Origin of the sequence: Aliiglaciecola sp. 3_MG-2023 (assembly GCF_030548205.1) — a bacterium.
GTDB lineage: Bacteria > Pseudomonadota > Gammaproteobacteria > Enterobacterales > Alteromonadaceae > Aliiglaciecola.
In genome coordinates this window covers 169,567-193,368 of record NZ_JAUORV010000007.1, presented here as the reverse complement: position 1 = coordinate 193,368, position 23,802 = coordinate 169,567, and the positions used below count along the sequence as shown (strand labels likewise).

The following is a 23,802-nucleotide window of genomic DNA, read 5'->3' as shown; positions in this document are numbered from 1 at the left end:
ACCCCAACCTAAAGGATGGGATCGATTAATAACACATTCAATTAAGAAACAATTGAATTCAGTGTTTCACTAGGACACATAGCTTTAGTAATTAAGCTTTCGTTTGGATAATAATATCCACCGATATCAGCAGGTTTAGCCTGAGTAGCATCAATTTCCGCAACAATACTCTCTTCATTGTCACTTAATGCTTTTGCAATAGGCGCAAAATATTCGGCTATTTCAGCATCTTCTGTTTGGCTAGCTAACCCTTGAGCCCAATACATAGCCAGATAGAAATGGCTACCACGGTTGTCAAGTTGACCCGCTTTACGTAATGGTGACTTGCCATTATTTAATAGCGTTTCAGTGGCTTTATCTAACTCCGCTGCCAACAACTTAGCTTTGCTATTGTCATTTTTAATCGCTAGATCTTCAAGAGATACCGCGATTGCAAGGAATTCACCTAAGGAATCCCAACGCAAATGCCCTTCTTCAACAAACTGTTGAACGTGTTTTGGAGCAGAGCCGCCCGCACCGGTTTCAAACAATCCGCCACCGGCCATTAGCGGCACGATAGATAACATTTTTGCACTGGTTCCTAATTCCAAAATTGGGAATAAGTCAGTTAGGTAATCACGTAATACGTTTCCTGTTACAGAAATCGTATCCAATCCACGAATAGCACGCTCCATGGTGTAACGAATAGCACGAACTGGAGCCATTATTTCAATGTGTAACCCTTCTGTATCATGCTCTTTTAAGTATTCAGTTACTTTGTTAATTAGTTGAACATCGTGAGCACGTTCATCATCTAACCAAAAAATTGCTGGCATACCTGAAAGTCTTGCACGAGTAACCGCAAGTTTCACCCAATCGCGAATTGGCGCATCTTTCGCCTGACACATACGCCAGATATCACCTTCTTCAACATCGTGCTCAATAAGCACATTGCCATCTTGGTCGATAATTTGAACTTTACCGTCGCCAGTCATTTCAAATGTTTTATCGTGTGAACCGTATTCTTCAGCTTTTTGAGCCATCAAACCGACATTTGGTACTGTGCCCATAGTCGTGGGATCAAATGCACCGTGGGTTTTACAGAAGTTAATGACTTCCTGATAAATTGTTGCATAAGTACTTTCTGGGATAACCGCTTTAGTATCTTGAGGTTTTCCATCTGGTCCCCACATCTGACCGGAACTACGGATCATGGCAGGCATAGACGCATCAACAATAACGTCGCTTGGCACGTGCAGATTCGAAATACCTTTGTCTGAATTAACCATCGCTAGTGGCGGACGGTCTTGGTAACAACGATTGATATCTGCTTCTACTTCTGCTCTTTGTGAAGCAGGTAATGTGGCGATTTTATCGTAAACACTGCCTAAACCATTATTAGGATTAACCCCTAGCTCATCAAACAAGTCTTGATACTTGTCGAATAACTCTTTGTAGAAAACCTTAACACAGTGTCCGAATACAATCGGGTGAGACACTTTCATCATGGTTGCTTTAACATGTAAAGAAAACAAAATGCCCGTTTCTTTTGCATCTTGAATTTGCTCTTCAAAAAATGCACACAAGGCTTTTTTGCTCATGCACATACCGTCAATCACTTCACCAGCAAGCAAATCAACACGAGGTTTGAGAGTGGTTTTATTTCCCGCAGTGTCAGTGAATTCAATACTAACATGACCGGCTTTTTCAACGGTTACAGATTTCTCACCTGAGTAAAAATCTCCGCCTTTCATGTGGGCTACGTGGGTACGAGAAGCCTGACTCCATGGCCCCATTGAATGAGGATGTTTTTTTGCATAATTTTTAACTGCAGTAGGTGCTCTGCGGTCAGAGTTACCTTCACGAAGTACTGGGTTTACTGAGCTACCTAATACTTTACCGTATTGGTTTCTAATTTCTTTTTCTTCGTCTGTTTGCGGATTTTCAGGAAACTCAGGTAATGCAAAACCATTATCTTGAAGTTCTTTAATCGCAGCTTTTAATTGAGGAATTGAAGCACTGATGTTGGGTAGTTTAATAATATTTGTTTCTGGAACCTGGGTAAGATCGCCTAAAATTGATAATGCATCGGGAACTTTCTGCTCATCAGTTAGGTAGTCAGGGAAAACAGCCAAAATTCTGCTAGCTAACGATATATCACTCACTTCAACTTCGATACCAGCTGCATCCGCGAATTTACGGACAATGGGTAAAAGTGAATAGGTAGCCAACGCAGGGGCTTCATCAGTTTTTGTGTAAATAATCTTAGACTTTGATGTAGTCATTATATACCTCAGTGGTGGCGGCGGAACCGCCTGGTTAATCCAAATTACTCAGACGAAAGCGATGATAAATAAAATATCTATCAATAAACTTAAAAATTTGAGCACAGATTCTAATCAATATAGCTATTATAACCAGTACTTTATTACATTAATTATGCATAAAATATACTGTGGTTTCGCACCGAACCGCAAAAAATAGTTCATCACGAAAGATTATAGATGCTAACAATCAATGATATATGGGCTAAACTCGGTTTACCAGATCCAAGCACACTAAAACCATAAAAAAGTGAATAGTTATTCAAAATGAATCGTAAAAAGCACGTAAAAAAGAAATCGATAGGTCAAAACAGGACGGTACTTTTATTTAATAAACCTTTCGATGTACTGACTCAATTTACCGATGACCAAAATCGTAAGACCCTCAAAGACTATATAAACGTACCTGATGTATACGCTGCCGGGCGCTTAGATCGAGATAGTGAAGGTTTATTAGTGTTAACCAATGACGGTAAACTGCAACATCAAATTGCCAACCCAAAACAAAAAACGTCGAAAACCTACTGGGCACAGGTGGATGGTGACATTAGTCAAGAGGCAATCAATAAACTATGCGCTGGGGTTGAATTAAAAGATGGGCCGACTATGCCTGCAAAAGTTAAAAAAATACCACCTCCAGAGGTTTGGGAGCGGCACCCGCCAGTCAGATTTCGAGCCAATATTCCAACAAGTTGGATATCCTTAACCATTCAGGAAGGACGGAATCGCCAAGTGCGGCGAATGACAGCGGCAGTGGGCTTCCCCACTTTGCGACTCATTCGTTATCAAATTGGTCAGTGGACCATTGACGGCTTAGAAAACGGAAAATATCGAATTTTGTAGCAAGGCTTAAGAAACCCTTTTAAAAATTTTTGAACAATGAAATTTTGGTTATAAATTAGTTCTTTTTTGTAATCCCGTGTATTTAACTAAAGGCTTTATTTTGCTAGACTTGCCGCCCAATTTAGCAGCCAAGAATTCGCCAGCCAATATGTCAAATACAAACACGACAGCAAATTTACAAAACGCTAACAAAAAAGTCATCGTTGGAATGTCTGGCGGTGTAGATTCTTCTGTTGCAGCTTACCTTCTTCAACAACAAGGTTATCAAGTTGAAGGCCTGTTTATGAAAAACTGGGAAGAAGATGACAGTGACGAATATTGTTTAGCGGCTGAAGATCTGGCTGATGCGCAAGCGGTAGCCGACAAACTTGGCATAGAGTTACATACAATCAATTTCGCTGCGGAATACTGGGACAATGTTTTTGAATATTTTCTTGAAGAATATCGGGCGGGCCGCACGCCTAATCCCGATATTATGTGTAATAAGGAAATCAAATTTAAGGCGTTTTTAGAATTTGCTGCAGAAGATTTAGGAGCAGATTATATTGCTACCGGACATTACGTGCGTCGTGAAATGAGAGAGGGTCATTGGAAGATGTTACGTGGTCTAGATAGCAATAAAGACCAAAGCTACTTCCTATACACTTTGGGAGAAGAACATATTGCCAAAACCTTATTTCCCGTTGGCGATATCGAAAAGCCTGAAGTGCGCAAAATTGCTGAACAACAAGACTTTATCACCCACGATAAAAAAGACAGCACAGGTATTTGTTTTATTGGCGAGCGCAAGTTTAAAGACTTTTTAGGTCAGTATTTACCAGCTCAACCCGGTATTATTGAAACCGCTGAAGGGGTTGAAATTGGCCAACATGACGGACTCATGTTTCATACTTTAGGCCAACGTAAAGGATTACACATTGGCGGTAAAAAAGAATTTGGTGACGAGCCTTGGTATGTGGTCGACAAAGATGTTAAGCGTAACGTTCTCATTGTGGGTCAAGGTGCCGACCACCCTGCCCTGTATTCAGTGGGCTTGGTCGCCAATCAGTTGCATTGGGTAGATCGTTTAGGTCCCCAACAAGAAATCCGTTGCGCGGTTAAAACACGTTACCGTCAGGAAGATATTCCCTGTATCATAACGCCACTACCTGATGGTCAAATTAAAGTGCTTTTTGACCAACCACAAAAAGCCGTTACGCCCGGGCAGTCGGCAGTATTTTATCAGCAAGATGAATGTCTAGGTGGCGGAATTATAGAGAGTTATTTGCGTTGAACATAGACCACGATAAAGAAAAAACCTTGGCCTTAGCTGGCGTATGTCAAGCGGCAAGCCTAGTGCAGTCTGTCGCCCGTAAAGGGGAAGCTGACAATAATGGGTTCAAAGCAAGCATAAATAGTCTAGTTTTAACGGATGCTCAAAGCACGGTTGAAGTGTATGGCAGTATTGAAAACTTAGAAATTGGATTAGGTACGTTAATTGCCCAATTAGGTAATACGCCGATGCAAAAAGATGCAGAAATTACACGCTATATTGCTAGCCTGTTAGGTCTGGAGCGTAAACTTAAAAAATCTTCAAAAAAATTGGGCGAACTTTCGAAACGTATTGAACAAATACAACGTCAAACCGCCCATTTAGATTTATTTGACGAACAAATGATCAGCAATTTAGCCAGTATTTATTCTGATGTAATTAGTCCTTTGGGCTCAAAGATCCAAATTGCCGGCACACCTGAGCAATTGAAGAAAAACACCAATCAACACAAAGTCAGAGCCCTTTTATTGAGTGGTTTACGATCCGCTGTATTGTGGCGGCAGTTGGGCGGTAAAAGACGACAAATTTTATTTAATCGAAAAAGTATTGTAAGCAACGCTATTGCATTGCAACAGTCTATTCATCAATCCCTATAGGAGTACTTCATGGAATTGTCTGCACTCACAGCAGTTTCCCCCGTTGATGGCCGTTATGGCGCTAAAAGTTCAGCCTTAAGACACTTTTTTAGTGAATACGGTTTATTAAAATACCGCGTTCAAGTTGAAGTTCGTTGGTTGCAAAAACTTGCAGACACAGCTGAAATAACTGAAGTACCTCCATTTTCTCCAGAGTCAACAGAATTGCTCAATAGCATCGTTGATAATTTCAGTGAAGATGATGCCTTGCGTATCAAAACAATTGAAAGAACCACCAATCATGATGTCAAAGCCGTTGAGTACTTTTTAAAAGAAAAAGTCGAACACAACAGTGAACTTAATAGCGTAAACGAATTCATTCACTTTGCTTGTACCTCTGAAGACATCAATAATTTGTCCCATGGTTTAATGTTAAGTGAAGCCAGAGAGCAAGTTATTTTACCTTACTGTGATAAATTAATTTCTGAAACAAAACGTTTGGCCATTGAATACAAAACCATCCCAATGATGGCAAGAACCCATGGACAACCAGCCTCTCCAACCACTATGGGTAAAGAGATGGCGAATGTCATGCATCGTCTGCAGCGTCAACGCCAACAAATTCAAGATGTGACTATTCTAGGTAAAATTAATGGTGCTGTGGGTAACTACAATGCACACATTAGCGCTTACCCTAACATTGATTGGAATGGCTTTTCTCAATCCTTTGTGGAAAGCTTAGGGCTTAATTGGAATCAATATACCACCCAAATAGAACCCCACGATTATATCGCTGAATTGTTTGATGCTATGGCGCGTTTTAACACCATTCTTATTGATTTTGATCGCGATGTTTGGGGCTATATCGCACTGGGTCACTTCAAGCAAAAAACCATTGCCGGAGAAATTGGTTCCTCAACCATGCCTCACAAAGTAAATCCCATTGACTTCGAAAACTCCGAAGGAAATCTAGGTTTAGCCAATGCGATGTTTAATCATTTAGCCACTAAGTTGCCGATTTCAAGATGGCAACGAGACTTAACTGACTCTACAGTATTGAGGAATTTAGGTGTAGGCATGGGCTATTCTGTTATTGCGTATGAATCTACTTTAAAAGGGATCAGCAAGTTACAAGTTAATGAGCAAAGTTTACTCAACGAACTCAACAATAATTGGGAGTTGTTAGCAGAGCCTATTCAAACAGTCATGCGACGCTATGGAATTGAAAAGCCATACGAGAAGTTAAAAGAGCTTACTCGCGGCAAGAAGGTTGATCAGGCTGCCATTGCAGAATTTATTGATAACCTCGACTTACCCAGCAATGTGAAAAGTGAACTCAAACAAATTTCGCCAGCGAACTACATCGGTGATGCAATCGCCCTAGTGGAAAAAATCACGTCCTAGTCGGTTTTAAATCGCAACACCACTGTGCATTAACATCGTTATCGCTCCAAACAGATTAGATTTCTGCTTGGGGCGATAATATCCGTTTAATTTCCGCCGTAAAACTTAACTCTGCGTCCTTATCATATCCCCGAGATGATAGATTCATAAATCCATGCTCGTAATCGGTTTTGGTGCACTGCACATTATCATGTAGGGCCAGTTCCTGAATTACCTTATCAATATTGAAGTTTGGCTCTTTGTAAGGGAAATACAGTTGGCTGGGAACAGATGGTTTCAGCTTGGTAAAAAAGCGTATTTGGCCGGGATAAAAACCATAAAATCTATCGATACTTTGCGAATACTCTTTTTCACTTAGCAGCTTATACAAGGTGGCTGCTCCAGCACTAAATCCAATTACAGTTTTGTTAGACAGACTGGCTGCCAAAGCAGTTGAAATACGCATGGCATATTTTTCAATACCGCCAGCTTGCTGAAAAGCTGAATAGGCTAAGGCTTCATCCGTAAAATTAACAGAAGAAATATAAGGACTGACAATCGTTAATTGCCAGTCCGCCGGTAAAACCTGATTACACCAGTTTTTAAACGATTCGGTTTGTCCAAAAATATCAGAACAAACCACTAATTGATGGGCCATGGTAATACTTATTTAGATACAGACATTACGCCATCATACCACCATCAACCACAACTGTAGTACCGGTTGTATAACTTGATGCATCAGATACTAAGTACAAAACGGTACCCGCCATTTCGTCAGGATCGGCCACTCGTCCTAGAGGTATAACTTTCAACGCTTGTTTTAGGATCTTATCGTTGGTAGTGAGAGCTGACGCAAATTTAGTGTCTGTTAATCCGGGCAAGAGCGCATTCACACGAATATTCAAACTGCCACATTCTTTAGCAAATGCTTTGGTCATACTGACGACAGCCGCTTTTGAAATAGAGTAGATACCTTGCATATCCCCTGGTGACAGCGCATTCACAGAAGCTGTATTTAGGATCACGCCACCGCCCTGCTCTTTCATCATTTTACCGGCGGCCACTGACATGAAAAAATACCCGCGAATATTCACATCCACCGTTTTATCGTAGGCAGCAAGATCAGTATCGAGAATATGACCGAAAAATGGATTCGCCGCAGCGTTGTTAACTAAAATATCTAACTGTCCAAACTGCTCTTTGATTTGCGCAAACGTCTCATCTATCTGTGCGATTTCGCCTACATGACATGCCATAGCATGCGCTTTACCGCCATTATCGCGAATGCTTTGGGCAACTGCCTCACAACCATCAATTTTGCGGCTAGAAACAATCACTTCTACACCATAAGCAGCTAATAATCTGGCGATCGACTCACCAATGCCTCGACTAGCCCCTGTTACCAATGCGACTTTTCCAGTTAAATCGAATAAATTTTTGTTCATTTTTTGTTCCTGTAATGTTTCTATATCAGTATTCTCAAGAACGAATACCAGCTGTGTACCTAACTAGCCCCAAATTAAAACGAGATAACTAAGCGGTTAAGCCACCATCTAACACCATTGAGTGGCCAGTCATGAAACTTGACTCATCACTGCATAGCCATGCAATGGCATAGGCGATTTCTTCAACTTCACCTAATCGTTTCATGGGATTCGCACTCACCAGCGTGTTTTGTTGTTTCTGATTGAAATTGGCTAACACATTTTCAACCATCGGGGTTTTAATAAAACTTGGACAAACTGCATTAATACGAATATTTGCTCGTGCGTATTCAATGGCAACAGACTTCGTTAACCCAATTACGCCATGCTTAGATGCACCATAGGCTGAAATAGTTGGCGCGCCGGAAATCCCGGCCACCGAAGCCAAATTGATGATATGGCCACCACCCACTTCTAACATGTGTTGAATTGCTTGTTTCATGCAATACCAAACACCGGTTAAATTAATTGCGATATTACGATGAAACTCTTCGTCTGGCACATCCAACATACGCGCTGGCATGTGATCGACACCCGCGTTATTGAGAGCCACATGAATTTGTCCGTACTTAGCGATTGCGGCTTTATAAAAAGCGTTAACCGAATCTTTTTGTGTTACATCTAATTCAAAAAATGCAACCTCATAGCCTTTCCCTTGAAGGGATTCGCATAGGGCAGCACCTGCAGCCACATTGCGATCGCCAAAAAACACCTTGGCTCCACGGGACGCTAATAATTCGGTAGTTTTTGCACCAATGCCTGATGCTCCGCCAGTAACTACAACATGTTTATTTTCTACGTCAGCCGCTTTCATGATGAATGATCCACTTTGAGTATTAATTTACCGAAGTTTTCACCTCTAAACAGCATAAGCAAAGTTTCTGGGAACGTCTCTAAACCTTCAACCACATGCTCTTTGGCAATTAACTTACCCTTTGCAATCCAACCAGACATTTCTGCAGCTGCTTTAGGGTAATTTTCAATATTATCAAAGACGACTATACCTTCCATTCTTGCTCGATTTACCAACAAGGTTAAGTAATTTGAAGGACCTTTAACGGCAGTCGTATTGTTGTATTGACTAATGGCACCGCAAATCACAATTCTGGCTTTCATATTTATCTGGGTGAGAACATCATCGAGGATTTCACCACCTACATTATCAAAAAACACATCAACACCGTCAGGGCACTGCTCTTTTAGGCCCTTTTTAACATTTGAATTTTTGTAATCAACAACACCATCAAATCCGAGTTCATCCACAAGATAACGACACTTGTCTTCGCCACCTGCAATTCCCACCACGCGACAGCCTTTAATTTTAGCGATTTGGCCAACAACTGTACCCACCGCACCTGCAGCGCCGGATACCACGACAGTTTCTCCCGCTTTAGGCTGTCCAGTATCCAAAATACCAAAATAGGCAGTCATCCCAGGCATTCCCAGCACGCCTAAATAACGCTCTAATGGAGCTAAATTAGGATCTACTTTATAAACTCCCTGGGTTGAAATAACCGCATAGTCACTTACGCCGAAACCACCATAAACAAAATCACCAGTACTAAAGTTGGGATCTGTGGATTCGAGCACCTCACCTACACCACCGGCACGCATCACTTCGCCAATCTCTACGGGGGGAATGTAAGACTTACCTTCATTCATCCACCCTCGCATTGCAGGATCGAGGGAAATATAAAGTACTTTGACTTTAACTTGGTTTTCCCTAAGTTCAGGTAATTCAGTCTCGACCAAATCCCAGTTATCAGCGGTTGGGGTTCCAACTGGTCTGGAAGCTAAAAGAAATTGTCTGCTTTTCATAATAATTTATTCCTTATAATCTGTGCTTAAAACCATTCTGGTTGCATGTCACTGCAACTACTGTCGAATGCTTCCAGTAGTGTTAAATCTCTATCTATTAAAGGGAGTTCCCAATTAACGTAATATTTTGCGGCTTGAATTTTGCCAAGGTAATATGGCTTGTCTTCTTCATTACATTTCAGCAATGCTTTTTCCGCAACGTTTGCTTGACGGATCCAAATCCAACTCATCACAATGCTCGAAAACACGTTCATAAAACACTGGGCGTTGGCCAGTAAATTAGGCAGTTTGTCACTTCGTAATGCATCCCCAAGCACTGGAATTAGTGGCTGCATTTTTGCCATATAGCCCAAAGTAGACTTCACTAAGGGAGCACATTTCTCCCCCGTTGCGTTATTAAAATCCGCTAAAATCCGGGTTTGTAATGTATTTAAACCCGCTCCTTTTGCTTGCCATAACTTTCGGGTGAGTAAATCTAGAGCTTGAATGCCATTAGTGCCTTCATGTATGGGGTTGAGACGATTATCCCGCCAGCACTGTTCCACTGGGTATTCTCTGGTATAGCCGGCCCCGCCTAGGATTTGAATAGCTAAGTCATTGGCTTTCACACCAAACTCTGATGGCCAGGCTTTCACCACTGGAGTCAGTAAATCTAATAACTCCTCTGTGACCTTTCTTTCTTCAAAGGATTCGAGTGTTTTGGCATCATCCACTAATCGAGCGGCATACAAGCACAAGGACATCGCGCCTTCCACATAAGATTTTTGCGCTAACAACATACGCTTCACATCACCGTGATTGATAATTTCAGTTGCTGGATCTGTGGGGGCATTTTTAGGCGGAATACGGCCTTGAGTGCGGTCTTTAGCATAAGCTAAAGAATATTGATAACCGCTATATCCAATCATGGCGGCTCCGAAACCCACCCCGATCCGCGCTTCGTTCATCATCAAAAACATGTACTTAAGTCCTTGATGGGCTTCTCCCACTAAATACCCGTGACAATCACCATTCTCACCAAAACTCAATGCCGTTGAAGTGGCCCCGCGATATCCCATTTTGTGGATCAATCCGGCCAAAGCAACGTCATTTTTTGTGCTTGGTTCACCAGACTCGTCTAAACGATATTTAGGCACAACAAATAGTGAAATGCCTTTGACTCCCGCTGGTGCTCCCTGGATTTTTGCCAATACTAAATGAACAATATTGTTGGATAATTGGTGTTCACCGGCAGAGATATACAATTTACTCCCCTTGATACGATAACTACCATCTTGGGCTTCAACTGCACTGGTACGAATATCTGCCAATGAAGACCCTGCATGGGGCTCGGTTAACGCCATAGTGCCGGTAAATTCACCGCTTAGCATTCTGGGCATGAATTGCTGTTTAAGACTTTGAGATGCAAAATTACCGATTACATTGGCCGCCGCTACAGTTAAAAAAGTATAGGCTGAACTAGAAGGGTTCGCGGCCATAAAATAGCCAGAGGTTGCCATCATTATGGTTTCAGGAAGCTGCATACCGCCTTCTTCGAAATCATAACGACCGGCCATAAACCCTGCTTCGTTATAGGCATCAAATGCTTCTTTTACTTGTGGGATCATATGCACCGTTTTGCCGTCAAACTTGGGTTCATCGGCATCTGCAATGGCATTATGGTTTGCAAATTTCTCACTCGCGATTTTGTTTGCCGTGGATAAAATGGCATCAAAGGTTTCAACATTGTGTTCAGCAAAACGTTCACGTTGTAAAAGTGATTCAGTATTGAGTACCTCATATAATTGAAAAGGTAACTCTTTAGGGTGGATTAATTCGTCATTCATTAGCTGCATCCTCGGTTAGATCATACCGCTAGCATCACATATTTATGCCTGCAGGCTAACTGTCATTATTGACTCTTTTATGGCTAATATCGCCACACATTCATAACCGTGATAAGCTTGTAAAAACCCAACTTATATAGAGTCCCTTTAACGTGCATAAAGTCACCATTTTAGGTTTTGAACAAGCCTACGCCAGCGCTGTAACAGGTGCGTTAGATATATTTGCGTTGGCAGGTGTAACTTGGCAGCGTATGCAAGGTCAATCGCCGGAACGACTGTTTAATGTTCAATTGGCCTCAGTGGGCAAACGCGATATTGTGTGTATTAACCAGCTCACGTTAAAGAGTCAAATTGCCATTGAAGATGTGACGCATACTGACATTTTAATTATTCCGACTATTGGCGGGAAACTTGAAGAGGTACTCTCAGCGAATCGTAATCTTTTACCGTTTTTACGGTACTTTAATAGTAACGGAACTGATATTGCGAGCAATTGTAGTGGTGCATTTTTTCTAGCAGAAGCCGGTATTTTAAATAACAAAAAAGCAACCACACACTGGGGTTATGCAGAGACGTTTGCCAAACGTTATCCGTCGATTAATTTGCTAGCCAATAAACTCATTACCCAAGATGGCAATATCTATTGTTCTGGTGGTGGTATGGCGTGGCTCGATCTGGCCCTTTTGTTGATTGAGCGATATTGCGGCCATGATGTTGCCACCAATACAGCCAAAGCTCAGGTATTAGACATATCCCGCGGCAATCAAGCCGCCTATGCACAATTAAGAAGTAAAAAATATCATCAAGACGCGGAGATATTAAAAGCCCAGGAATGGTTAGAAACTCACTATCATCAAGCCATATCACTCGATCAATTGGCTAAACAGGTCAGCTTAACAAATCGCACTTTTTTGCGTCGCTTTAAAAGTGCTACTGAACAAACGCCATTTTCCTATTTACAATCTATTCGCGTCGAAGCTGCTAAAAAGTTGTTGGAAACGGAAAACGATTCTTTAGAAGCCATAGTGACAAAAGTGGGCTATGAAGATACGCGATCTTTCACTCGGTTATTTAGTTCTTTAACAGGGTTATCTCCAAGCCAATATCGTAAAAAGTTCTTTCGTATACAAAGCTAACTAAGCGTTAAAAAAACGTCATCAAAACCTAGAAGACAAATAGTAAAATAGCAAAGGCAATCATTGCGCCCTAAAAACAAACCATAAACGTCACTTTTACGGAATTATTTAGATGCTGACGATTTAGATTGGATTCTATCGGTATATAAAATTACACTAATGGGCATATTGATTATGCTAAGCCCAAATCAACCATTTTCTAACAATAAATCCGCTTTTTCCTTGATAGAAAAAGCACAAGGATAAACACACACTTAAATTTACTAATAACTGGTCATATTATGAAAAAACTTAACAAAACAGCTATTGCTTTGTGTATCCAATCGGCTTTAATCAGCCAATTAAGTTTTGCCCAAGAGCAGAATGCAGAGGCGACTGAACGTAGTCTGGAAAAAATCACAGTAACTGCGCAAAAACGTACACAAAGTATTCAGGATGTACCTATTTCTATAGCCACATTAAGCGGCGAACGTTTCGAAAGTATCTTTTCAGGTGGTGAGGATATCATTGCTTTGGCGGTAAGAGTGCCAGGCCTTTATGCCGAAACATCCAATGGTCGAGTCGCACCTCGCTTTTATATTCGAGGACTGGGCAATTCAGATTTTGATTTAGCAGCTTCTCAGCCAGTTTCTATCGTAATGGATGACGTCGTAAAAGAGAATGTTATTCTGAAAAGTTTTCCATTATTTGATGTCTCTCAGGTAGAAGTGATACGTGGCCCTCAAGGGACGTTATTTGGACGCAATACCACTGCGGGTATTGTAAAATTTGATTCCGTAAAACCCAGTGAAGACTTCGATGCTTACATGAAACTAGGTGTGGGTAATTTAGGTACTTTGAACTTTGAAGGTGCAGTGGGAGGTGGGTTAACCGATAACCTAGCTGGACGTTTTTCCGTTTTGTCGCAAAACCGTGACGATTGGATAGATAATGCCTACACAGGAGAAAACGACGCCATGGGTGGTTTCGATGAAAAAGCATGGCGCGGCCAATTACTGTTTTCTCCAAGTGATGACTTTTCTGCACTACTCAATGTTCATGGCAGAGAACTCGACGGCACAGCTTCCATTTTCCGAGCGAATATCTTTACAAAAGGTAGCAACGATCTAAATGAAAATTTTGACCGAGATGTACTTTATTATGATGGCGATATTGACGGTAATGGAGCTGACAACAATCCACAAGAATATAGCAACTATGGTGCGTCTCTGAAATTAGAGTTTGGCCTAGAAGACATGTCTTTAACCAGTATTACCGCCTATGAACAAGCCGATGGATATAGTTTAGGCGATATTGATGGTGGTGTTGTTTTAAATGAACCAGCTGATATTAACGGCGATGGAACGGAAGAAACCACCTACCCTGGAAATATTGCCTTTTCTGCAGTCACCCAAGATAAATTAGATGATTTAGAGCAATTCACGCAGGAAATTCGCCTGGCCAGTGAAACCGATGATGCCTTGAGCTGGCAACTGGGTGCATTTTATTATGATGCATCGTTTAATGTGACCAGTATTGATGGATTTTACGGCGCGACAACGGTCTTTCATGAAAACACCACTTGGGCTATTTTTGGCCAAACTTCTTATCAAGTTAACGATAAATTAGAGGTGACTGGTGGCTTGCGTTATACCTATGATGAAAAATCGTTAATGGTTGGCGAACAAAATGTTGATGGCTTTGCCCTGGTGATTGGTGCAGCCTCAATACAAGACTACGAAGATATCAATGTAGATGACGACCAATTAAGTTGGGAAATCAGCGCCAATTATAAACTGGATAGCGATACTTCTTTATTTGCTCGATTAGCAAATGGTTTTAGAGCACAAACCATTCAGGGACGAGATATTGCATTTGAATCGGATCCGTCAGTGGCCGAAGCAGAGACTATCAACTCCGCAGAGATAGGAATCAAAAAAGACCTACTAGATGATACTTTACGTATTAATGCCGCTGCTTTTTACTATGAAATTGATGACATGCAACTCAGTGCAATTGGCGGTGGAGCGAACACCACAGCGTTGATCAATGCTGACAAAGGTGTTGGCTACGGGTTTGAAATCGATGTGGAATATTTGGTCACCGATTATCTGACGTTAACTGCAGGATACAGTTATAACCACACTGAAATTCAAGACGAAAATTTAACTATTTTACCTTGTGGCGCCAGCGCAGATTTTGCTTTCACGGGTAATTGTACTGTATTCGATCCTCGCCCAGATGGTTACTCTGCGAGTATAGATGGAAATTCATTTCCACAAGCACCAGAGACTATCTTTAACTTTACAGCCAGATACGCTACGCCAATTGGCGATAATGGCGAGTTATTTGTGTTCACCGATTGGGCATTCCAAGGTGAAACCAGCTTCTTCTTATATGACTCTGTAGAATTCACCTCAGACGATAATTACGAAGGTGGTTTGCGTATTGGTTATGAAAATTACGAAAACAATTACAGCATAGCGCTATTCGGTAGAAATATTACCGATGAAGAAAATGTAAAAGGTGCTATTGATTTCAATAACCTTGCTGGAATAATGAATCAACCACGTATCTTTGGAATCGAAGCGAAAATCAGCTTCTACTAGGCTCAGTGAAATTAACTAAGTTAAATAAACTAAGTGAAATGAGTTAAGCCAAAAGCGATCCTTTTTAGGATCGCTTTTTTATGCGCTAAATATCCATTCTCAGAATCATATATTAGCGGAGAAACAACGCCCTTTGGATGATATAAGCGGATTTTAAAATAACCACACTAATAGCGTCCAGTGAGTTGCAAAATGGCACTGCCTACACCTGCGATACTCTCACCAGCAACCATTCCTGACGCAATAGCGATTAAAAAGCGCTGACTCCAAGTTAAGGCATAGCGACGTAAAAACCACGCAATCGCCGCTCCTAAAAACATACTGAATGAAATAGACGCAGGAATGACGAAAGCAAGTCCTAATGCCGGTCCGCTGGGCACTATACGCACAACTTTAGCAGGTAAATGGCGTTCCGCTAGCATTAACATAATACTGGCAACAACACCTGCCAGCATAGCCAGGCGTGCATTTAATGGAATAGCCGACAAGCCGACATTAAGTGTTTCAGCCACAGCTTGCCAAGTTACAACGGCTGGCGCTGGCCAATTGTCAGAAATAAGCATGGCCTGAGGGTCTGGGATCAGGGCCAGATAAGTTAAGCTACCAATAATACTGCCTGTAAGTACACCAATACACTGAGCAACAACCTGATGCAACGGGTTCGCATGAATAATGCGCCCTACCTTAAAATCATTCAGTAAATCTGCACACTGGCCAGCCGTCCCACCTGCAACATTGGCTGTCGTAAGGTTTGTTGTCATATTCCCAGGTGCAGCCATTCCCATAGATAACTGGGAAACCTGGCCAATGGCACCAATCGGCGGAATCCCCGTTTCACCCACTACCCTTCCAGCAACCACGGCTAGGATAAACGCCAACGGTACGGCCAACAATGCCATATAAAAGTCGGTATCAAACAACCACATTTGCACACCTACTACTAGGCAACATGCCACCATCAATCCAGCATACACTAACTTTCCACGATGATAGACGGGCCCTGTAGGCAATGTGTCTTGCTGAACTTGTTTAGTTTTGTTTAACGGCAGCAACATGAGTATGAATGGGCCAACCGAGGCAGTCACCATCAAGGTGACGCCTGGCCATAACAGCCAGCCTACCAATTCTGGAAACCAACTTGCTGTTGGATCATTCTGACCGGGAAGCACCCAACCTTGATTAAGTATTTCGGGGCCAATTATACCCCATGAAAGTACCGCACCGACAAGCAGGCTTATCCCAATTCTTGGCCCAATAATAGCGCCAAAACCAATTAGCAGAGGCGAAGGATCAAGAAAAAAGGTTAAATTTTTAAAACTGTAGCCTGCTGCAGTGGAAGCGCCCGAAGTTGACACAGTTCCCGGTAACGTAAGCCGTGGAATAGTCCACCAATAACTATCTGTTATTTTAATTAAGGCGGCCCCTAGCGCAGCCAGCCCTAAAGCATATACCCGTAACAGCGCTTCATGGCCTTTACTGAAGATATCCTGCATAACTTGTGCTGTGGCGACTCCCGCAGGAAGAGGTAACGGTGAACGGATTAAAAACGGCGTAAGCAGAAAATAAGCAACCCAAATTCCAAAAAAAGAAACCGTAAATACCCATATAATCAGTTGATACCAGGGTAGCTCGATATTGCTTACCAATGCCAAGGCAGGAATCGGGGCTACCAGACCTCCGGAAATGATAGAGGCCGCAGAAGATGCGGCGGTTTGATTAATATTACTTTCAAGTAAGCCCCAAGGTTTAGCTATTGTTAACTGATGCAACAGGGTCCAGAAGCCAAAACTCAATAGGGCCGCAGTAATTGACATATTGAATGTCCATCCAATTTTCAGGCCAGAATAGATATTGCAAGGAGTTAGCAAAATGCCGAGGAACATGCCGGTAAGCAATGCCCTCAGCGTTAACTCAGGCTGGGTTTTAACTGTCATTATCAGCCTCATCAATGGATGAACCTTCACTCGACATATATGCAGCCAGCAGACGGGTTACACTCAGTAAGCTATCCATATGAGTACGCTCGTAGCCATGGGTTGATTCAGTACCAAAGGTAATCAAACCATGTTGTAGATCATTACCCGCTATAATCGCCGAATGGGTATCACTGCGATAAAATTTATAGACATCTTTGCGAAACGGAATCTTATGTTGCTCACATAAGCGTGTCAGTTTCTTAGATAGACTAGGATGGTACACCCCACTGGTATCTTTGATGCCAATATTAACCCTATGTTCCGATGAGTTTTGGCCCGGGGCAACCGGACCAATATCCACACTCAATAATTCTCCGACCTGCTCGTCTGGTGCATGACCACAGCCACATCCAGTTTCCTCAGACAAAGAAAAAATAGGATGGCATTCAACAGCTAGATTCGGACTCTCCCCCAGCGCTTTGATCGCTGTCAATAAGCAAGCAACACCCGCTTTATCATCGAGGTAACGTGAGCTGATATATCCATTGGGTAAAAACTCGGTATTGGGGTCAAAAGCAACAATACTACCTACATCTATACCTAACGCTATCACGTCATCAGGGTTTTTACAGATCTGGTCCAGACGCAACTGCACATAATCCCAGCCAACGGGTAAGGTATCCACGTCATCTCCATATACATGGCCAGAAGACTTGATTGGTAACACGGTGCCACGCACCGGTGTAAAGCAATCTAACACACTTACTCGTCCCCCTTCGGCAAAGCGTGCAGACCAGGTCCCCAACGGAACTAACTTTAACCGGCCATCAGGTTCAATGGCTTGTACCATCGCTCCCAAAGTATCAAGATGAGCAGAAATTGCCCGGTCAGCATCACGTTGATCCCCTTTCAGTGTGGCAACAATAGTTCCTCTGCGTTTTGCGTAATACTCAACTCCTAAATCCTGCAGCTTTGCAGTCACATAAGCTACAATCTCGTCGGTGTACCCTAAAGGCGATGGGATCGCGAGTAATTCTGCCAGTGTTTTATGCAAATAATCTTCGTCTAAAACCACGCGGTTTTCTCCCTGTCTAATTAAAACTGATAGCTCAGTCCGGTATAGAAGTAACGTCCAATCTGGTCATAAATAATCGCATCATCACCAAATGAACGTGTCTCAGGTACAAGTGCTAAAGCCGGAGGGTGCTTATCAAACACGTTATTAATACCTGCATACACATCCAAACTGTCGCCTAGAGCGTATCTCGCTTGTAGATCGGTGTACCAGATAGTGCCTGTGGTATTCGGACTGCGGGTTTCTGCAGCTTCAGCTAAGTCATATTCCATATCTGAAAAATAACGTTCTTCTGCGGTGAGAGTGAGGGCATCCCACTGGTAAGTAACTCGAAAATTAAACTGCAATTCCGGATCACCCAATTCACCCGCTTCTTGATCAGGCGCCTCGCCTGCTTGGGCGTAAAAATCGAGTTTATTGAGGTAGGTACCAATTAAACTAAAACACAGATCTGAGTCAGCGAAGCTGTACAGATAGTTGGCCTCAACGTCGACTCCTGAGGCTTCAAACGAAGCAATATTAATTAGCTGGTTTGATACTGTTGCAATATTACCACTGGCATCACGGGTAACTACGCTGCACAACGGGTTGTTTAATGATGATGCATCGACACAACCATTAATGGTTGCTTGGGCAGAAAAACTACTGATGGCATCTTTGATTTCAATATCCCAATAATCCACAGTAATCGACAAGTTGTCTATTGCCTCTGGGGTAAAGACCACTCCAAAGGTAAAGGTATCCGCTTTTTCCTCTTGTAAATCCTCGTTCCCGCCGGAAAATACCGCTTTAGTAAAGGCTTCAGAGTTTGATTGATAGTCAGCAGTTAAGCCAAGTGCTTCACAGTTAGCAGCCCGGTTAGCACTGCCTGAAGCCAAATAATCTGCATCACAGGGATCAGCAAGGAACTGGTTAGACTGTTCCACTGCCGCATATAACTCCCCTATATTGGGCGCTCTAACCGCTTCAGATAAGGTCGTACGCAAGCGTATAGTCTCGTTTATTGCCCAATCGGCTCCAACCTTCCAAGTAGTGGCTGCACCAATAGTAGAATAATCGGCATAACGAACCGCTGCATCGATAGTTAAACTCTGAATTAATGTCACGTCTGTGAACAGTGGTAGTGATACTTCGGCAAATACTTCGTTTACATCAAACTCGCCTTTGGTATCGGCAATTGCGGCAGTGGCAAACAATGCGCCACTATTACGCAGATACCCTTCCTCAGTGGCTGAGGTTTCTTCTCGGTATTCAACACCGGCAGCAAATGCAACTTCACCACCGGGTAACTCAATACCTGCATAGCCGTTGACAGAAGCATGCAACACTTGCTGCGCCAATTTACCTTCAGTAACAAAATCTACCTGACTAAACACTAATGCTTCTTCTGTTGCTGCATTGGGACCAAGAATATTTAGTGGTACGCAGCCATTAGATTGATCACGACAAACTGCCGTGCCACTTTCATCCAACACAACATCGATTTGTTGAAGGAAATTGGCATTAATCCGTTCATTAATAAATTCGGTAGTGTTATTTGTTTCTCCATACTGGTAATGCACTGTAAAATCGATATTGTCAGTCAGCACACCTTCAAAACCAAACACCAGTTGGGTGGTATCACGGTCGGAGTGAGACTGCCGCCCCCCCTGGTCCACATTGGTTCGTCCAACATAGAAACCATCGACATTTTCAGCACTGAGAATAGTCCGAAGCTCGTCTGGTACATATGGGTTTTGGGCCAAAATAAACGCACCTGGAATACCACTAGCAGAGGCATCTGAGCCCAGATTAAAAGTGGGTTGACCGTTGGTGTCAGAGGTTGTCTTGGCAAATTTACCATCAGCAAATAAGCGCACATCATCATTAATATCGTAAGTCATGCCTGCCGCCACAATAGTGCGTTCAACCGGTACTGCGAGCAAGTCATAGTCAGACATATCAACAAAGTCTCCGCCTTGACTCAACCAAGGTTGAACCAAATAGCCCATGTCTTGACTCACAAGGTTTCCTGCATCGTCAAACGTAAAAGGTCCACCATAGGAGTCAAAGGTTTCACCATTAGGACCAACTACCTGCCCACCTGCGGGCGTACCAATAAAGCCGGTATTGGCAAATAAAATCTGATCAGCAATACCATCATTGCTACCGGTATTATCAGGATTTGGACCGAAGCGTGTTTCGGTACTCGCCCAATCACGCTCTGAAGAGCGTGCTGACAAAGATCGATCAAATGTTGCATTAAAGAAAATGTTGCCGCGATCGTCAGCAAAATTACTGCCACCGGTCAAACTTAAATTAAATTGCTCACCATCACCTTCGCTGGAAATGCCAGTTTGCGCATTAAACTGCAAGCCTTCCATATCATCTTTGGTGATGATATTGATAACCCCAGACACTGCGTCTGCACCATAAATTGCAGATGCGCCGCCAGTAATAACTTCAACCCGTTTAATAATCGCACTGGGGATAGTATTCATATCTACCGCTGCACTACCTGAGCGGCTTCCTACATGGCGGCGACCGTTAATCAGTACCAAAGTACGGTCAATACCCAGTCCACGCAGATTCAAAAAGTTAGTCCCAGCTTCCTGTGCGTCGCCGGTGGTATTTACATTACCTGTGGTTTGAGTGGCTCGGATTGCGGGTAACTCATTCAATATATCGGCAATTCGAACATCTCCGCTTAGAGCAAGGGTTGCCGCGTCAATAGAAGTTACCGGAGTGGGCGTAGTTGAGCCTAACCGGCCAATACGTGAACCCGTTACTTGGATTTGTTCAACTTTTGGTTCTTTTTCATTATTTTTTGTAATTGCAACAGCGGACAAAGGCAGTTTATTTTCTAGCGCTTTGCTTTTTTGGTTGCTTTGTGGCTTTTTTTCTAATGTGTTCTCCCTTTGAGACTTACTTATCGCAATTGTGTCTTTACCTATTATGGTATAAATCAGTCCAGTATTTTCTAACAAGTGATCCAAAGCTGATATTGAGGTTTGTTCTCCGCTAATACCTTCACTAGTTAATCCTTTAAGATAATCACTTTGCACTGTCACTTGGATACCTGACTGCTCTGAAAAGGCTAATAAAGCCGCATTCAATGATTGCTCTGGTATATTAAACATGATGGAATTATCTAAGTTATTCGTTTCAACAGACATTGCCGAGATCGATAACATAGAACTAAAAACGAGAGCATGTCTAAGTGGTAACCTTGGTTTTATCGCATTTTTCATTTTTCGTTCCATCCAAAATTTAAAAGTTAATAAAGTTACTCTGCAATAATGAATAAATAACATTACCACAAAGCAAAACTTCAAAATATATCTAGCTATTTCAATAACTAAGACGAGTAGACTTTAAAAAACGGAACTTATAAATGACAAATTATTTATTTTTATTGAATATTAATTCAATTTTATTTAGCTGTAATGATAACTGAACCATCAGTTAGGCGGATTATTTTCACAGGAAAAGCTACGGGTAAGCTTTCTAACCAATTATCTATTTTGTTGGTAAAAATCGTTCCTGAATAGGCTAAACCCCCGACTTTGGAGTCAGTCAAACTAATCGGAACTTTAGAATATCGATTTATATCTTCAACTACATAACGAAGTTCTTCAGTAAGATATTGCAAATTACCAGTGCGCCAAGCTATGGCCACGTCCATTTTAGAGTCATCAACAATATCAACCTTATGTTGGGTATAGCGAATCTGTTGACCTGCTACTAAAACAGTATCCTCATGCTCTCGATTTAAAGGCTTAATAATTCTAGGAGCAACGTTAGCACCGTAGGTTAAAGATGGTGCTACTTTTACCTTTCCTTCTGTAACAGTGACAACCACCCTTTCAGACTGTTTAATAACATTAAACTCAGTACCTACTGCGGTGATAGTTCGGGTTCCCGATCCTACGATAAAAGGACGTTGAGGATCTTTGGCTACATCAAAGTAGGCCTCGCCTCTCTCTAGTACAACTTTGCGTTGTTTATTGCTATATGCCACCGACAACAAACTTTTTGCACCCAACGTAATCTTGGAGCCATCCTCAAGTTGTATGCTGTCATGTTGACCTGCTGAAGTTTCGTGTACTGAAACAAAAATATTACCTTTATCCCGAGGGTAAGTTTGCACCCAGAATATAGCTAAAAAACTCAGCACCAAACATGCAGCCCCCATAGAAGGTATTGCATGTTGAAAAGTTGATAGTGACAACCTTTTTCGCCACGAAGTAGACGAGGCAGTTTCTGTAGCTATTTTCTGATTTTGCCGCCACTGAGCAATACTTTGTTCACCATCGTAATCGTCCTCAAGTAACTCGGCATCATCAGGCCAGTCAAGATGATCAACTTTTCCCGATATATGCATGAGCTCTTCAACTTGAGTAAAAGCGTCAATATGTTCTGGCTTTTCGTATAGCCATGTTTGCCATTGAGTTATCGTCTCAGGCATCACATCAGGATCTCGTAATCTATAATACCAAACCGATGCTTGCTCGAATACTTCGTCCTGACTCTTAAATTCGCCTCTCATTCACTGCTCTCCAAGGCTTTTTGCAACCGCATTTTACAATGTTCAGTCGCTCGGACTAAATATTTTCTAACCATGCGATCTGATATTCGCATGACATTAGAAATCTGTTTTGAACTCAAACCATGATAACGACTAAGCAAGAATGCTTTTCTGCACTTTGGAGGAAGCTCACTAATAAAGCTAGAAACTAACTGAACCCTTTCGTTAACGAGGGCTTCTTGTTCAGCTGAAGGCGACTCTTCATCAAAAAATAATAAAGGCTGATATTTTACCGCTGTTTGCTTTGCTCTCAATCTATCTATCGCTAAGTTGGAAGCAACTTTGAATAAATAAGAACGTAAATAACTAATAGCGCCGGGTTTATCTAAATCTAATAACTTAACATAAGCTTCTTGAGCCACTTCATGTGCGTCTGAATCAGACTGCAAACGGGTGCGCAAAAAGCGTAGCAAGGTGTCATTATGTTGGTTAAAAAGATCAGAAATAAGCGCACGCTGATGGGCAGATAAATCACTGTGTTTTACCTGTTGTTTCATCGCTTCTAGATTGAACTTGTGCACCGTCAAAAGCATATTCCCTGAACTATTGATAATGCCTAGACGTACAAGCTTTAAAAATCGGAACCCCAAAATGGATAAATCAATAAACTTTTATGTTTGATCAGCGCAGTGGATAACGACTTATTGTGTTATTTTTATACTGTTTTTTAATCCACTTTACCAGTGACTATTCATCTTAACCAAAACACAATATGCACTTTTAAAAAACTATTACAGGCGGAATAACATTGGTTAGTTTGATTAAAGCTAATACTATTTAGCTACCAAATTAGCTTTTGCGTTGGCTATTTTAGTCTTTTAGAGATGCGCCGAGGATGCGCTGTCCAACTAACTTAATTATTGAACGCTTGCGCTACGCCCCTAGACAGCAATTATACAGCTTATTTGTGTTATCCAACTTGTATTATTCCAAACAACAATTAAGTAAGTTACTAATTATTCAAATCTCAAAA

17 protein-coding genes are annotated in these 23,802 nt (G+C 42.0%); 6 read left to right on the top strand and 11 right to left on the bottom strand.

Features of this window, described 5'->3' with window-relative positions:
- Positions 1 to 41 precede the first annotated feature (41 nt).
- Positions 42 to 2,264: an NADP-dependent isocitrate dehydrogenase gene (locus Q4574_RS10220; protein ID WP_303473981.1), complete on the bottom strand. Its 2,223-nt coding sequence runs from the start codon at positions 2,262 to 2,264 to the stop codon at positions 42 to 44.
- 306 nt (positions 2,265 to 2,570) lie between these two features.
- On the opposite strand from Q4574_RS10220, the gene Q4574_RS10215 reads away from it, so the two are divergent.
- The 4 genes from Q4574_RS10215 (at position 2,571) to purB (ending at position 6,437) form a co-directional block, all read left to right on the top strand.
- Positions 2,571 to 3,146 (top strand): rRNA large subunit pseudouridine synthase E, encoded by a 576-nt coding sequence (locus Q4574_RS10215; RefSeq protein ID WP_303473980.1) that lies wholly within the window; start codon positions 2,571 to 2,573, stop codon positions 3,144 to 3,146.
- A gap of 148 nt (positions 3,147 to 3,294) precedes the next feature.
- The gene (mnmA, locus tag Q4574_RS10210; protein ID WP_303473979.1) at positions 3,295 to 4,419 is read left to right on the top strand and encodes a tRNA 2-thiouridine(34) synthase MnmA; all 1,125 of its coding nucleotides are present in this window, start codon (positions 3,295 to 3,297) and stop codon (positions 4,417 to 4,419) included.
- A complete protein-coding gene (gene hflD / locus Q4574_RS10205) occupies positions 4,380 to 5,054 on the top strand; it encodes a high frequency lysogenization protein HflD (RefSeq protein WP_303473978.1) in 675 nt (224 codons plus the stop codon). Before mnmA ends, hflD begins: the two co-directional genes overlap by 40 nt.
- Before the next feature lie 9 nt (positions 5,055 to 5,063).
- The gene (gene purB / locus Q4574_RS10200) at positions 5,064 to 6,437 is read left to right on the top strand and encodes an adenylosuccinate lyase (protein WP_303473976.1); all 1,374 of its coding nucleotides are present in this window, start codon (positions 5,064 to 5,066) and stop codon (positions 6,435 to 6,437) included.
- A 55-nt stretch (positions 6,438 to 6,492) separates the two neighbouring features.
- Here purB and Q4574_RS10195 read toward each other — a convergent pair whose 3' ends face one another.
- The 5 genes from Q4574_RS10195 to Q4574_RS10175 all read right to left on the bottom strand — a co-directional run bounded on the left by Q4574_RS10195 (position 6,493) and on the right by Q4574_RS10175 (position 11,547).
- Entirely contained in the window at positions 6,493 to 7,074 is a 582-nt protein-coding gene (locus Q4574_RS10195) for a hypothetical protein (protein ID WP_303473975.1), read from the bottom strand.
- A 25-nt stretch (positions 7,075 to 7,099) separates the two neighbouring features.
- Positions 7,100 to 7,864, bottom strand: coding sequence for an SDR family oxidoreductase (locus Q4574_RS10190; protein ID WP_303473974.1), 765 nt, complete (start codon positions 7,862 to 7,864; stop codon positions 7,100 to 7,102).
- 88 nt (positions 7,865 to 7,952) lie between these two features.
- Positions 7,953 to 8,717 (bottom strand): SDR family NAD(P)-dependent oxidoreductase, encoded by a 765-nt coding sequence (locus tag Q4574_RS10185; protein ID WP_303473973.1) that lies wholly within the window; start codon positions 8,715 to 8,717, stop codon positions 7,953 to 7,955.
- Positions 8,714 to 9,721 carry an NADP-dependent oxidoreductase gene (locus Q4574_RS10180; protein ID WP_303473972.1) on the bottom strand — a complete coding sequence of 336 codons (1,008 nt, stop codon included), beginning with the start codon at positions 9,719 to 9,721 and terminating at the stop codon, positions 8,714 to 8,716. Before Q4574_RS10180 ends, Q4574_RS10185 begins: the two co-directional genes overlap by 4 nt.
- A 26-nt stretch (positions 9,722 to 9,747) precedes the next feature.
- On the bottom strand, positions 9,748 to 11,547 hold the full coding sequence (locus Q4574_RS10175; protein WP_303473970.1) for an acyl-CoA dehydrogenase: 1,800 nt from the start codon (positions 11,545 to 11,547) through the stop codon (positions 9,748 to 9,750).
- Between the two features lie 152 nt (positions 11,548 to 11,699).
- Between Q4574_RS10175 and Q4574_RS10170 the strand changes: the two genes are divergently transcribed.
- Positions 11,700 to 12,683 carry a GlxA family transcriptional regulator gene (locus Q4574_RS10170; protein WP_303473968.1) on the top strand — a complete coding sequence of 328 codons (984 nt, stop codon included), beginning with the start codon at positions 11,700 to 11,702 and terminating at the stop codon, positions 12,681 to 12,683.
- Between the two features lie 281 nt (positions 12,684 to 12,964).
- Positions 12,965 to 15,271 carry a TonB-dependent receptor gene (locus Q4574_RS10165; RefSeq protein WP_303473967.1) on the top strand — a complete coding sequence of 769 codons (2,307 nt, stop codon included), beginning with the start codon at positions 12,965 to 12,967 and terminating at the stop codon, positions 15,269 to 15,271.
- A 167-nt stretch (positions 15,272 to 15,438) separates the two neighbouring features.
- Here Q4574_RS10165 and Q4574_RS10160 read toward each other — a convergent pair whose 3' ends face one another.
- From Q4574_RS10160 to Q4574_RS10140, 5 genes are all read right to left on the bottom strand, one after another.
- Positions 15,439 to 17,205 (bottom strand): OPT family oligopeptide transporter, encoded by a 1,767-nt coding sequence (locus tag Q4574_RS10160; RefSeq protein ID WP_303473966.1) that lies wholly within the window; start codon positions 17,203 to 17,205, stop codon positions 15,439 to 15,441.
- The gene (locus Q4574_RS10155) at positions 17,195 to 18,262 is read right to left on the bottom strand and encodes an osmoprotectant NAGGN system M42 family peptidase (protein WP_303473965.1); all 1,068 of its coding nucleotides are present in this window, start codon (positions 18,260 to 18,262) and stop codon (positions 17,195 to 17,197) included. Before Q4574_RS10155 ends, Q4574_RS10160 begins: the two co-directional genes overlap by 11 nt.
- Before the next feature lie 20 nt (positions 18,263 to 18,282).
- Positions 18,283 to 21,492 carry a TonB-dependent receptor gene (locus tag Q4574_RS10150; RefSeq protein WP_303473964.1) on the bottom strand — a complete coding sequence of 1,070 codons (3,210 nt, stop codon included), beginning with the start codon at positions 21,490 to 21,492 and terminating at the stop codon, positions 18,283 to 18,285.
- Positions 21,493 to 21,674: 182 nt separating this feature from the next.
- Positions 21,675 to 22,790 (bottom strand): FecR domain-containing protein, encoded by a 1,116-nt coding sequence (locus Q4574_RS10145; RefSeq protein WP_303473963.1) that lies wholly within the window; start codon positions 22,788 to 22,790, stop codon positions 21,675 to 21,677.
- Positions 22,787 to 23,350 carry an RNA polymerase sigma factor gene (locus Q4574_RS10140; RefSeq protein ID WP_303474071.1) on the bottom strand — a complete coding sequence of 188 codons (564 nt, stop codon included), beginning with the start codon at positions 23,348 to 23,350 and terminating at the stop codon, positions 22,787 to 22,789. Before Q4574_RS10140 ends, Q4574_RS10145 begins: the two co-directional genes overlap by 4 nt.
- Positions 23,351 to 23,802 lie beyond the last annotated feature (452 nt).